Origin of the sequence: Pseudotabrizicola sp. 4114, assembly GCF_031457365.1 — a bacterium.
Lineage (GTDB): Bacteria > Pseudomonadota > Alphaproteobacteria > Rhodobacterales > Rhodobacteraceae > Pseudotabrizicola.
Genome location: NZ_JAVDWP010000002.1, coordinates 194,241 through 207,273, shown reverse-complemented (window position 1 = coordinate 207,273; position 13,033 = coordinate 194,241). Strand labels below are relative to the sequence as shown.

The following is a 13,033-nucleotide window of genomic DNA, read 5'->3' as shown; positions in this document are numbered from 1 at the left end:
CCGCTATGGGTGCGCTTGATCTGAAATCTGTCACCAAGTCTTTTGGCACCACTGAGGTGATCAAGGGCGTCAATCTTGAGGTTGCCGAGGGAGAGTTCTGCGTCTTTGTCGGGCCGTCCGGATGCGGCAAATCTACCCTGCTGCGGATCATTGCCGGGCTGGAGGATGCCTCGGGCGGAGATATTCTGCTGGATGGCAAGCGGGTCAACGATGTGGCCCCGGCAAAGCGGGAACTGGCGATGGTGTTCCAGTCCTACGCGCTCTATCCGCATCTGACCGTCCGCGACAATATGGGTCTGGCGCTGAAACAGGCGGGCGTGGCGAAACCTGAGATCCTCAAGGCAACCGACAAGGCGGCTGGCATGCTGTCGCTTGAAAAGCTGCTTGACCGTCGCCCGGCGGAACTGTCCGGCGGCCAGCGCCAGCGGGTTGCCATCGGACGCGCCATTGTGCGGACCCCCAAGCTGTTTCTGTTTGACGAGCCGCTGTCCAACCTTGATGCCGCGCTGCGGGTGGCCACCCGGATCGAGATTGCACGCCTGCACCGCGAGCTTGGGGCAACAATGATCTATGTGACCCATGATCAGGTCGAGGCGATGACACTGGCCGACAAGATCGTGGTGTTGCGCGACGGGCGTGTGGAGCAGGTCGGCAGCCCGATGCACCTTTATAACGACCCGGATAACACCTTTGTTGCGGGTTTTATCGGCAGCCCGCAGATGAATTTTCTGAAATCTGCGGCTTTGGGCCAAACCGGGGAAACCACGGGTATTCGTCCTGAACATTTGTACATCCGCGACGGCGGACCGATCAGCGGCACCATCAGCCATGTTGAGAAACTGGGTGGGGAAACGCTGGTTTATGTGCGGACAGAGCCACACGGGCTTTTAACAGTGCGGTTGTTTGGCGAGCATGATTACGTGGTGGACAGCACGGTTCAGCTGGACATTGAACCAAGCCGGGCGTTCCATTTTGATGCTGGCGGTAAAAGGCTTTCTTGACACCAGATACAACCAGAGCGAATTGCTTAAATGCGCGCTTCAACCTCCATCAATGTCATGTGTGGTAAAAGCTCCCCAATCCGTGGGATGTAGAACAAACCCCCTAGAAACAGGGCAGGAATGTTTGTACATCTCGATTAATTGCACCCCGAATTGGGGGCGAAAAATCACATCGGGTCAATAAAGATCCGGGTTTGAGGCGGAGTGGTAAAATGGTAACGGCGATTAACTTCGCTGCCCGCAATTCTGTGGGCGGCCGTCAGCTTGGCACAGTGGCTGGCGAAGGACAGGGCAATTTCATTCAGGTCGGCGCAGGGGACAGCATTTCGCTGAACCTTTCTCCATCCAGCATCGTCGCCTATGAACAGCAAGGGCGCGATCTGGTCATCAAACTGGCGGATGGGCGTATTGTTATCCTGTCAGGCTACTTTGATGCCTCGGGCGCAGCGGGTACCTTGTATCTGAGCTCGAATGACGAGATCACCGAAGTAACGCTTTCGGGCAGTGGAAATGGCGTGCTGGCGGCCAGCTACGGCCCGGTGCAACCCATGGAAAAATGGAGCCCGCTGGACGACCTGCGCTTTGCTCAGGCGGATGGCGTGATTGACGGTTCAGAAGTTACGGATGAACCGGCTGGCATGGGTCTGTTTGCTCCGGCAATGCTGGGCGGTCTCGGCTCGGCCGGTGCAGCGGTCGGCGCGGGTCTGCTCGGCCTTGGGCTGTTGGGTGGTGGCGGCGGCGGCACGGATACAACGCCCGGCGGCGGCGGCACCGACACCACGCCCGGCGGCGGTGGCACCGATACGACGCCCGGCGGCGGCGGCACGGATACTACGCCCGGTGGCGGCGGCACGGATACCACGCCCGGCGGTGGCGGCACCGATACCACGCCCGGCGGCGGCGGCACCGATACCACGCCCGGCGGCGGCGGTACGGATACCACGCCCGGCGGCGGTGGCACGGATACCACGCCCGGCGGCGGTGGCACGGATACCACGCCCGGCGGCGGCGGTACGGACACCACGCCCGGCGGTGGCGGCACGGATACCACGCCCGGTGGCGGCGGCACCGATACCACGCCCGGCGGTGGCGGCACGGACACCACGCCCGGTGGCGGCGGCACGGATACCACGCCTGGCGGCGGCGGCACGGACACCACGCCCGGCGGCGGCGGCACCGATACCACGCCCGGCGGTGGCGGAAATGATCGCGTTCCTCCCACTGTGAACGACCCCGACCACAAAGATACGCTGACAACCAACACCACCAATCCGGGCATCACCATCACCGGCACCGGCGAGCCGGGAGATGCGGTTGTCGTCACTGTCGGCGACCGGACCCAGACAACGGTTATCGGATCCGACAGCACCTGGGGCGTCGGCTTTGAAGGTGATGAACTCCCGGCCGATGGCAGCTATTCATCGGTCGTGGTCGTCACCGAACCCGGCGGCACGGAGCATGTGCTCGACGGGCCGGATTACATCATCGACATGACCCCTCCGGATGTAGAGGTCACGGCAGGCACAGAAAGCGTCAACGATATCGAGAATCTGGCGGATTACGCCGATGGCATCACCATTGCGGGCGAAGGCGAGCCCGGAGCGTCGGTGCAGATCAACGTTGGCGGTCTGACCCGGGATGCGCTGATTGACAGCCAGGGCAAATGGTCTTTCACCTTTACCCAGACCGAGATTGCCGGTGGAGAACGGACACTGGATGTGACGGTCACCGCGACAGACCCGCTGGGGAACGTCACGGTGGTCACCGACAAACTGGTGATCGACACCATCCCGCACCCGGTTTCGATTGATCCGGTCACCGAGAACAATCTGGTGAACGAAGCCGAACACAATGCCGGTTTCACCATGACCGGCAGCACCAGCCCGAATACGACCGTCACACTGGTGGTTGAGGGTGGCGGCCGGACCGTGACCCGCACCATCACCTCGGACCCGTCGGGCAACTGGGAGCAAAGCTTCCCCGAAGGTACCCTGCCCGCAGGCACCTATCAGGCGACAGCGACGCTGACGACTGTGGACGGTGCGGGCAACCCCTCATCGGTCACGCGCAGTTTTGATGTCGATACCGAAGTGGATGTGGCCTTTGCGTCGTCAGCAGTCGCCGGTGACAACATCGTCAATGCAGTCGAAGCGGCGGGTGCGATCACCATGACCGGCACCTCGGCCCCCGGATCGGCGATCACCGTGGAATGGGCAGGCAGCACGCTGCCCGCTGCGACCGATGCCGATGGCAACTGGAGCGTAACCTTCCCCGCAGGCACTGTCACCGACGGCACTTATGCCACAACGGCCATTGTGACGGCGACAGATGGCGCAGGCAATGCCTCGACCGACCGGCGCGACGTTCTGGTTGATACCGAAATTGCCGTCGGCATCGATGAGACACAGGTTGGCGACAACAAGGTTTCAGGCGATGACCGGGACGCAGGCTTTGCCCTGACCGGCACCGGAGACCCCGGCGCCGTGGTGTCAGTGGCCGTCACCACGCCGGGCGGCACAGTCACCCACCCGGCAACTGTCGGCACCGACGGCCAATGGTCGGTTGCCTATGGCCCGGGTGAGCTGCCTCCCGGCAGCTATCCGGCAACCGTTTCGGTGTCGGCCCGTGATGCTGCGGGCAACATCGCTACCGACACCCACACCATTCGGGTCGATACCGAAACCAGCGTGACCATCGGCGCGCAGCAAGCCGGGGACAACTTTATCACCGGTGCCGAACGGCTGGCCGGGATCACCCTGACCGGGACGGCCGAGCCGGATGCGGTGGTGAGCGTTACGTTCAACGGCGTGACCTACAATGACGTGCAGGCCAATTCTGCCGGAGACTGGGCCCTGCCTGTCAGCACGGCCGGCATTCCTGCGGGCACGACGACTGCCGAAGTGTCGGTGACGGCCGTTGACAGCTTTGGCAACACCGCCAGTGCAAGCCATGTGGTGAACATCGACACCGAAGTGGTGCCGCTGACCCGTGGCACAATGTCTGCGGGCAGCGACACCGTTCTGAACGATGCCGAAGCCAGCCGTGGTCTGACCGTGACCGGCACGGTCGAGCCGGGATCGACCGTCATGGTCAGCTTTGACGGCAATGATGCGCGCGCTGCCACTGTCTCTGGCGGAACGTGGTCGATCACCATTCCGGCGGGGCAGATCCCACCCGGCACAACCTCGGCTGAACTGGTGGTGACTGCCACCGACCGGCTGGGCAACGTTGGGGTGCATCGTGAGGATGTTGCCATCGACCGCGAGGTGACACCGTTTCATCCGGGGCAGGACGTTTTGGCGGGCGACGGCTATCTGAACGCCCGCGAGGCTGCCGAAGGTCTGGCAGTCACCGGAACGTCAGAGCCGAACTCGACCGTGACGGTTCAGATCATGGTGGGGGATCAGTCCGTCGGCACCCCCGTTCGTATCGTGACCGATTCCACCGGCAACTGGTCGGCAACCTTCAGCGGCGATAACCTGCCGCGTGGCGAACTGAACGCGCAGGTTGTTGTGACAGCACGCGATCTGGCGGGCAACGTTGACAGCTACAGCCAGCCGGTGATCATCGACACCGTGTCCCCCGGCGCGCCGGATGTTGTGAAGTTTGAACGCGTCAGCGCCGGTCTGACCCGAATTGTCACGCAAGAGGCGGACGGCAGCTACGAATTCACCCGCATTGACGCGAATGGCAATGCGACCCGGATCAACGCCGTCCGCTCGGTTGATGAGGTTACGGGGGATGAGAATATCACCTTCGGATCGCGTGGGGCCGGTGGCTTTACGCCAACGCCGGTGCCTGACGGCAGCTATCTGGTGGTGGATACGACCGATGTGGCGGGCAACCAAAGCTCGACCCTGATGATCGTGAACAATACCAATGCGCCGGATGTCGATCTGTCACGGCCGGGGCTGACCGGCTTTGACTTTTCGGCAATTGACCTGACCTTTGCCCCGGATGCCGATCTGACCATCACAGAGGCGCAGATCCTGGACATCACCGGCGCTGACAAAACCATCCTGATCAAGGGTGGGATTGATGACCGGGTTGAGGTCATTGACGGGCTCAAAACCGGGCAGACGCAGGACATCGACGGCGAGACCTACAATATCTACACCGTCGGGCAGTCCGGCGCGACGATCCTGCTCGACGACGATATCCAGACGATCTGACGGGGGAACCTGTCATGCCGCATCATGCAACGGCGCGGATCAGGGTCGGGGCCATACGCCCCGCCCTGATGCTGGCGGCGGCGTGCCTGCTTTCGGCCTGTCTGGGCGAAGGCAGGCCCGGCGTCACAAAAATGGGGTTCGGCGCGGGACGATCCCCCGCCGATCCTGTTACACCGGTCTTGTCGCCTCAGGGTGAGGTCCGCTCAATCCTGATTGCCGATCTGCAATCCCGGCGGTCGGTTCTGCCGCCGGACGGCCCGTTTGCGGCTGTCGCAGCGGCAGTGACCGAGGCTGGCGCTGGCGTGGCCGCTGCCGAATTGCGCGTCGCGCAACTGCGGGCAGAGGCAAAGGCCAGAAACTGGCTGCCCCGCGTTGGCCCATCGGCCAATCTGACATCGCTCGGCGCTTTGGCAGCATCCATTCTGGTGGAACAGACCCTGTTCGACAATGGCAGGCGCAAGGCCGAGCGGGCCTATGCCGCCGCTGATGTCGAGGTGGCGGCTGTCACATTGGCGACAGGCGACAACAAACGGGTCTATGATGGCCTGAAACACTATCTGGCGGCAGAGCGCGCCCGTGAGCAGGCGGCGGTTGCCACCCGCGCCGTCACGCGCCTGACTGAATTTGAGCGCATCATGGCGCTGCGGGTCGATGGCGGGCTGTCTGACAGGTCAGAGCAGCGGGTGCTGTCGCAAAAGCTGGCAGAGATGCACGCCAGTCTGACGGCTGACCGGCAGGCCGAGCTGACGGCGATGGCGGAGCTGGCGGCCATGACCACGCGCGATCTGAGCCGACTGTCGGGCCTGCAAGGTCTTCCGCCTGATCAGACCGTGCCAGAGCCGCTGGCCGTCATGCGGGCCCGTGGCGAGGCCGCACGCACCATCGCCGAAGCTGAGATGGCCAAGGCCGATATGCTGCCGGGCCTGACGGCAAGCGCCGCGATTGGCAAAGGCGGGGTCGATGGCGGTCTTGGCCTGAATGGCGGCGCATTCGGATTTGGTTCGGGCGCCGAGCGCGCGGCGCTGAATGCAACCGGCGATCTTGTCGAGCGCCGCATTGCGCAGGCCGCCGAGGATACCGAACGCCGCATCATCGCCTTGCAGCGTGACATGCAAAGCACTCTGAGCCGGGAAGCCCAAGGGGCGGAGGTGCTGCGGCAGACCGGAGACAACCTGACCCTGTTCACCGAACAGTACAGGGTGGGTCGCCGCACCCTGTTGGAGCTGGTGCAGCAGTACGAGAGCTTTGCCCGCATCGAGCGGGAGCAGGTATCGCTGAAATATATCGCCACCGATCTTCGGCTGCAAATTGCCCTTGAGCGCGGAGTTCTGGTGGATGGGGCGCGCATGTGACCAGTGACCGGGTGGTTTCCTTTGACATGAATGCAGGCAGGGTGGCCTCGGCCAGCCCTGCCGCATCACGTCCGGCCCCTCCGGTTCTGCCCGCCCGCGCGGAACACGCCAGTCGTGCGATGCATCGTGCGCGGCTGGCAAGTGTCTATGCCGGCATTCTGGGGGCCGAAGTCGCAGCCGCCGACCTGCTGGAGCAGATCCGGATCGCCGCGGGAGCGGAAATGCCGGGTCTGGATGAAATCTGCACCGGCCTGCGCCACTGCGGACTGACGGCGCAGGTTGAAAACGCTGCCAGCCCCAACCCTGACCAGTGGCCTGCTCTGGCAGAAATGACTTCCGGTCAGGTTGTTCTGGTGCTGGCCGAGGGCGCGCATGGGCTGGAGATTTACGATCCCAGCGTTGCGGATGGTCGGGCCGAAGTAGATCGGGCTGAGTTCAACAGTGTCTACACAGGCAGAATTCTGCGCGCACGCACCACGATGGCCGAGCTTGAAACCCGCCACACACCAAAGGCTGGCGGGCATTGGTTCTGGGGGGAGTTCAGCCGGTACAAGCGGCAGCTGCTGGAGGTTGCGGCGGGGTCGCTTTTCGCCAACCTGCTCGCCGTTTCGGTCGCCCTGTTTTCGTTGCAGGTCTACGACCGTGTGATCCCGCATCAATCAGAGCCAACACTCTGGGTTCTGGCCCTTGGGGCGATGCTGGCGATTGTGCTCGAAGGCATGCTCAAGGGCGCGCGGTCGGGCCTGATGGATATGACGGGGCGTCGCATCGAGCTGGTGGTGCAGGATCGTCTGATGGCGCGGCTTCTGGGAATGAAAGCCAACCCGCAGGAACGCCGCCCCAGCCAAGTGTTCAACGCCATGCGCGAATTCGGGTCGGTGCGGGAGTTTTTCACTGCCTCGACCATCGGCACGATTGCCGATCTGCCGTTTATCCTGATCTTTCTGGCGCTTGTCGCGACGATTGGCGGCAATCTGGTCTGGGTGCTGATCCTGGGTGGTATCCTGATGGTGCTGCCCGGGTTTCTGCTGCGCGGGAAAATGGTCGAGATGACCAAGGCCAGCCAAGGGGCCACCGCCAGACAGGCCAAACTGCTGTATGAGGCCGTGTTCGAGACGGAAACCGTTGTGATCACGCGCGGCGAGGACCGGATAAAGCGGCTTTGGGCGGAGCTGGTCACGCTGAATGCGGTCAAATCCTCTGAGCAGCGCAAGTTGACATCTTTGCTGACCTATTGGGCGCAGGGGGTGCAGCAGGCCACCTATGTCGGCGCGGTGATGGTCGGCACCTTCATGGTGTTTGCCGGTGATTTTACCGTGGGCACCATCATTGCCATCGGTATCCTGACCGGTCGCACCCTTGGCCCGCTGGCGCAGCTGTCGGCAACGATGGCGCGCTGGTCCAACGTCAAAGGCGCGCTGGAAGCGCTGGAGGCGATTGCCGATGCCACACAGGCCGAAGAGGCCGGCCGCAAATACCTGCGCCGGGAAAAGCTGACGGGGGCCTATGAGTTGCGCAATCTTGCATTCCGCTATGACCCGGCCTCGTCTCTGACTGTCGATATTGGCGCGTTGGCAATTCCTGCCGGGCAGCACATTGCGGTGCTGGGCACCAACGGGTCTGGTAAATCGACCCTGCTCCGGCTGTTGGCAGGATTGTACGACCCTACATCGGGGCGGGTGCTGATTGACGGGGTTGATCTGGGGCAGGTGCATCCGCGCGATCTGCGCCGGGGCATCGGCTATCTGGGCCAAGAGGTACGGTTGTTTGCCGGAACCCTGCGCGACAACCTGAACACCACGCAGCTGGAACGGGATGACGACCGCCTGCTCGACGCGCTCGACTTTGCGGGGTTGGGCCAGTTTGTGCGCAATCACCCGCGCGGGTTGGATCTGGAGATCAAGGAAATGGGCGAGGGCCTGTCGGTTGGTCAGCGCCAGTCGCTGGGCTGGGCGCGGATCTGGCTGCAAGACCCCGCCGTCGCCATTCTGGACGAGCCCACCGCCGCGTTGGATCAGACATTGGAAACCACACTGGTCAGCCGGCTGCGGATCTGGCTTGACGGGCGCACGGCGATCATCGCCACGCACCGGGTGCCGATTTTGCAACTGACGACACGCACGCTGATTTTGCAGAACGGCAAGCTGGCCGTTGACGGGCCGCGCGATGCCGTTCTGGCCCACCTGATGAAGGCACAGCCCCAGACCGCGGCCATGGTCGGAGGAAGCGCATCATGACCACATTTGACCATGGGCTTGATCAGCGGATGCGCGGGCCATCGCTCACGATCTGGTTGATCGGGATTGCCATCGGTGTCTTCCTCCTCTGGGCCTCGTTTGCCTGGCTGGCCGAGATTGTCCGCGCCGAAGGGCAGGTGGTGTCGTCATCGCGGCCGCAGATCATTCAGAACCTTGAAGGCGGCATTCTGGCCGAACTAGATGTCTCGGAAGGCGACACGGTCGAGCCGGGCCAGACCCTCGCCCGGCTTTATGGCACACAGTATCAATCCGCCGTTGATGATCTGAGCGATCAGATCGCCACGCTCGAGGCCCGCAAACTGCGGCTGGAGGCAGAGCTGGCGGGCAAGACCGATTTTCCGGTTGCAGATGAGATTGCCCAAAGGGTGCCCGATGTGGTGGCGTCAGAGCGCACGCTGTTGTCGGCGCGGATGGCGGAGCAGGCGGCGCGGGTGGCGGGGGCCAAGGCGGTGCTGACGCAGGCGCAAAAGGAACGCGAGCTGCTGGAGCGGATGTATGATCAGGAAATCGCCCCGCTGATCGAGGTGACGCGCGCCCGCAAGGCGGCATCGGATGCCGAAGCGCAACTGTCAGAGGCCCGCACGATGGCAGAGCTGGACCGGGCGAATACCTATTCCGAAACCCAGGGTCAGCTTGCCTCGCTTCGCCAGCGGCTGAAACAGGCGCAGGATCAGCTGTCGCGCACCGAACTGGTCGCGCCGATGCGGGGGGTGGTGAACAAGCTGTCGTTGACCACCATAGGCGGCGTCGTACGCCCCGGGGAAGAGATCATGCAGATCATCCCGCTGGATGAAGAGCTGTTTGTCGAGGCCCGGGTCAAACCGCGTGACATTGCGCAGGTCAGGCTGGGACAGGCGGCAACGGTCAAGCTGTCGGCGTATGATTACACCATTTACGGCAGCCTTCAGGCCGAGGTTACCTTTGTCTCTGCCGATACCTTCAAAGACGAACGCGCCCGGACGCCCGACGGTGACCCGCATTACAAGGTGACATTGCGCGTGGACCAGACCCATCTGACCGCGCGTCAGAAATCACTGGAAATCCGCCCCGGCATGCAGGCCACAGTGGAATTGCAGACCGGCGGCAAGACGATCCTGACCTATCTGACCAAGCCGCTCTACAAGGCCAACGAGGCATTGCGCGAGCGCTAGGCAAAGCCGCTTTGCCGGGGCATTCATACGCTAAACGCTCGCTGAACGAGAGTAACGACAGGGGTGCAGCCGAAGGGCAGCACCCGCCACCCCGACATTGCGATGATGTGGGCAGGCGAATAAACGGATTGATGGATCTGACTTGGTTGCCAAGGCCTTTTCGACCTTGCGCGCGGTGCTCCAACCGTTTAAACGCACGGTCGCGTAGCCCCAATAGCTCAGCTGGTAGAGCACTTCATTCGTAATGAAGGGGTCGGCGGTTCGAGTCCGTCTTGGGGCACGCTATGAGATCGTTGCAATACACTTGCAACTCAAGACCAAAACACCTGAAAGCATTGATTGATCTACGTCGCGTGCTGCGTCGGGACATGATGCTGAAGGTCTTTCAACCCTTCCATTTCGGGGCCTGTGATGCGGGGGTCTGGCCCGTGGCGCCGCAGGCCGGGCATTGGCCGGGCGCGTCGCGCAACAACCCGCAGCTGCAGCAACAGTTCTGCCCGTCACTGGGCGGCGCGGTTCCCAGTTCTGGCGGGGGGACGATGGCAAGACCAAGCCCCGGTTGTTGCGCGGGAAAGGCCGACAGCTGGCCCGAAGGCTCGATATAAGCGTGGCTGATAGACGCAAGGTTCATCACGCCTTTAAGCCGCAGCATCTCCATCAGCTCGAAGGCACCGATCCTGTGAATGTTCAGACCATCACTCAGGATCTGACCATGGCGCAAGACTTCGTGGGGCTGGCCGTCTATCACTGCTTTGGCCTTGGTCCAGCGCCGGATCACCACATCGACCAGTTTGTCCAGGCAGACAATGCCAAACACCACCAGCATGGCATGGATCAGCGGCACATCCGGGTAAAACAGCGAGTCGCCAACAGCAGAACCCAACGCGATGACCAGCAGGAATTCGGTCAGCGACAGCTGTGCAATACTGCGTCCGCCTATCCATCGCAGCAACGCCAGTGTCCATAGCCAGATCACGACGGTGCGAAAGACGATTTCCATCAGAAACAGCGGCGGCGCGTCGCCCAGAAACATACGCATCCAGTCAAAGGCGACGACCGGCTGATCCATTCCCGTCTCTTTTCTGCTTGGAGTTTGTGCCTGGAGGAAAAAGGGATCCCGACGCATGGTGAAGCTGCATCCATGCGTCGGGGCAGATTAGGGTCAGTCTGTGTGTTCAGGCAAGTCTTTCAGCTGATCTTTGGTCCAGGTCGTGGCGCCATGCACCTTGCCGTTTTCGTCGCGCATCAGATTAAGCTGATCTGCGCTGACCAGCACCTGTTTGGCGCCGATCCCGAGAAACCCGCCGACATCCAGCACAACATGCATCACCGGTCCATGGCCGTGAACATGTGAAACCGTTCCGACTTTTTCGTCATCCGCCCCGTAGATCGGGGCGTTGACCAGAATAGCTTCGCTCAGTTCATGTGTGGGAATTGGGGTGTGTCTGCTGTGGTCCATAGCGACCTCCTGTGTTGCGGGTGCTTTGCGTTGCATCCGATTCCGAGATGCTGCCCGTGCGGCTGGCTGCCGCTGGCAACTGTCCGGGATAAACCGATCAGGCGCGGATTTGTTCCGCCCGACGGGGCCGCAATGCTGTGTATTTGGTCTCCACCCGGAACCCCGCGTTCTGTCTCTGGCCTGCGATGTCAGCAGCTATAGGACAGGGCAAACCCCGTACCCCAACGGCGGCGAACCGCTTGGTGGCCCAAGGCGGGAACATTGGCGGCTTCCAGTGGTTTGGCCAGCAGGATGAAGCAAGGAAAGGATGCGCTATGAATATTGAAATGCTGACGGCAATCGTGGTGTTTGGCGTTCTTCTGGCGATCGCGCTTATCGGCCTGACCATCTCTAACCGTCAGGCTGAACGGATGGCCGACCACCTTCGCCCGCGTGATCGGGTGACACCGGGGGAAAGCCTTGGGACTGACAAGGACAGGTTCCCTCCGATCCCCAGCTGAAGGTAAAAACATACGCTGCATCCGTGCAGCGTATGGACCAGCCTGCACTGTCGGCCGATGTTATTGTTCCGGGCTCATTCCATCCGGGTTCATCGTGGTCTGCGCCCGCAGTGCAGCACGCACAATTTCGCGGATCTCCACAGCGATAGCCCCTTCGATCCGTTCAGGCCCGTCGGGAACCGCGCCGGGATCTTCCTGATGATCCTGCATGACCGACAGTGTATCCAACGCATCGCGCAGATCGCGGCCACCCTCTTGCGCCAGCATCCGGGCGAGGATCAGGGCAAGCACCTTTCGCTGCGCCAGAAGACGGCCTTCGACCGCCTCTATAGACAAAGTGCCCGCAGCTGCGGACATGGCACCGGCGGGCTCTGTGGCAGCGGGTGGCATTTGCGGCATGATCGTCTCCATTTCACTGGATGGATGTCTTCCAATGCCAGACGCAGTAAGGGTGGCCCCGCAGAGCGCGGAGCCACCCTCTGCCGTCGAAAGCAAGGGACAGGGAGCGGAATTGCTTTCGAAAGCTCAGGCCGCTTCGAGGGCAGCCTGATTGACAGAGCCATCAGCCAGCCCGGTCAAGGCGTCGTCGGTTGCAGATTCCTCTTGCAGGGTGGCATCCAGCAGCTTGGCCGCATCTTTCATGCCCAGAACCTCGGCCCAGCGTTTCAGGGTGCCATAGCGGGCGATTTCATAGTGCTCGACAGCCTGCGCCGCGGCCACAAGGCCCGCATCGACGGCTGCCATGCCCTTGTAGGTATCCAGAACTTCTTCGCCTTCTTCGATGATACCTTCGATGGCGGGGCAGGTTTTGCCCTGTGCCCGTTTGCCCAGGATGTCAAAGATCTGCTGAAGACGTTCCACATGCTGTTGGGTTTCTTCAGCATGCTTTTCAAACGCGGCTTTGAGATCCTCGGATTGCGCGCCACGGGCCATCTTGGGCAGCGCCTTCAGGATCTTGCGTTCTGCGTAGTAAATATCTTTCAGATTTTCGAGAAAGAGATCGTTCAGGGTCTTGGTTTTCATGGCTCGCTCCATTGAGGTCAAAGGGTCGAATTGCGGTTTTGCAACTCCTGTATGCCAACTGCGGTGGGGTGCGTTTGTTCCTGTTCCGTGCAGAGAGATATGGTCCCACGCGGCCAG

General features: G+C 62.1%; 10 protein-coding genes and 1 tRNA gene. 7 read left to right on the top strand and 4 right to left on the bottom strand.

Features of this window, described 5'->3' with window-relative positions; genetic code table 11:
• Nucleotides 1-5 precede the first annotated feature (5 nt).
• From J2X53_RS05560 to J2X53_RS05535, 6 genes are all read left to right on the top strand, one after another.
• Complete coding sequence (locus tag J2X53_RS05560) at nucleotides 6-1,001, top strand: ABC transporter ATP-binding protein (RefSeq protein ID WP_349036484.1); 996 nt, start codon at nucleotides 6-8, stop codon at nucleotides 999-1,001.
• 212 nt (nucleotides 1,002-1,213) lie between these two features.
• Nucleotides 1,214-5,173, top strand: a complete 3,960-nt coding sequence (locus tag J2X53_RS05555) for an Ig-like domain-containing protein (RefSeq protein ID WP_349036483.1) — start codon at nucleotides 1,214-1,216, stop codon at nucleotides 5,171-5,173.
• A gap of 14 nt (nucleotides 5,174-5,187) precedes the next feature.
• Nucleotides 5,188-6,525: a TolC family protein gene (locus J2X53_RS05550; protein ID WP_349036482.1), complete on the top strand. Its 1,338-nt coding sequence runs from the start codon at nucleotides 5,188-5,190 to the stop codon at nucleotides 6,523-6,525.
• Nucleotides 6,526-6,551: 26 nt separating this feature from the next.
• On the top strand, nucleotides 6,552-8,762 hold the full coding sequence (locus J2X53_RS05545; RefSeq protein WP_349036848.1) for an ATP-binding cassette domain-containing protein: 2,211 nt from the start codon (nucleotides 6,552-6,554) through the stop codon (nucleotides 8,760-8,762).
• Nucleotides 8,759-9,934, top strand: a complete 1,176-nt coding sequence (locus tag J2X53_RS05540; protein WP_349036481.1) for an HlyD family type I secretion periplasmic adaptor subunit — start codon at nucleotides 8,759-8,761, stop codon at nucleotides 9,932-9,934. The genes J2X53_RS05545 and J2X53_RS05540 overlap by 4 nt, the downstream gene beginning before the upstream one ends.
• 207 nt (nucleotides 9,935-10,141) lie before the next feature.
• Nucleotides 10,142-10,214, top strand: a tRNA-Thr gene (locus J2X53_RS05535).
• A gap of 105 nt (nucleotides 10,215-10,319) precedes the next feature.
• Here the strand turns inward: J2X53_RS05535 and J2X53_RS05530 are convergent.
• Together J2X53_RS05530 and J2X53_RS05525 are read right to left on the bottom strand one after the other, a co-directional pair.
• On the bottom strand, nucleotides 10,320-11,003 hold the full coding sequence (locus J2X53_RS05530) for a YetF domain-containing protein (RefSeq protein ID WP_349036480.1): 684 nt from the start codon (nucleotides 11,001-11,003) through the stop codon (nucleotides 10,320-10,322).
• A gap of 93 nt (nucleotides 11,004-11,096) precedes the next feature.
• On the bottom strand, nucleotides 11,097-11,393 hold the full coding sequence (locus J2X53_RS05525; RefSeq protein ID WP_349036479.1) for a PRC-barrel domain-containing protein: 297 nt from the start codon (nucleotides 11,391-11,393) through the stop codon (nucleotides 11,097-11,099).
• 314 nt (nucleotides 11,394-11,707) lie between these two features.
• Between J2X53_RS05525 and J2X53_RS05520 the strand changes: the two genes are divergently transcribed.
• The gene (locus J2X53_RS05520) at nucleotides 11,708-11,893 is read left to right on the top strand and encodes a hypothetical protein (RefSeq protein ID WP_349036478.1); all 186 of its coding nucleotides are present in this window, start codon (nucleotides 11,708-11,710) and stop codon (nucleotides 11,891-11,893) included.
• Nucleotides 11,894-11,953: 60 nt separating this feature from the next.
• Here the strand turns inward: J2X53_RS05520 and J2X53_RS05515 are convergent, their stop codons facing one another.
• Both J2X53_RS05515 and J2X53_RS05510 read right to left on the bottom strand, forming a co-directional pair.
• On the bottom strand, nucleotides 11,954-12,292 hold the full coding sequence (locus J2X53_RS05515; RefSeq protein WP_349036477.1) for a hypothetical protein: 339 nt from the start codon (nucleotides 12,290-12,292) through the stop codon (nucleotides 11,954-11,956).
• A gap of 126 nt (nucleotides 12,293-12,418) precedes the next feature.
• Nucleotides 12,419-12,916 (bottom strand): ferritin-like domain-containing protein, encoded by a 498-nt coding sequence (locus J2X53_RS05510; RefSeq protein ID WP_349036476.1) that lies wholly within the window; start codon nucleotides 12,914-12,916, stop codon nucleotides 12,419-12,421.
• Nucleotides 12,917-13,033: the final 117 nt, after the last annotated feature.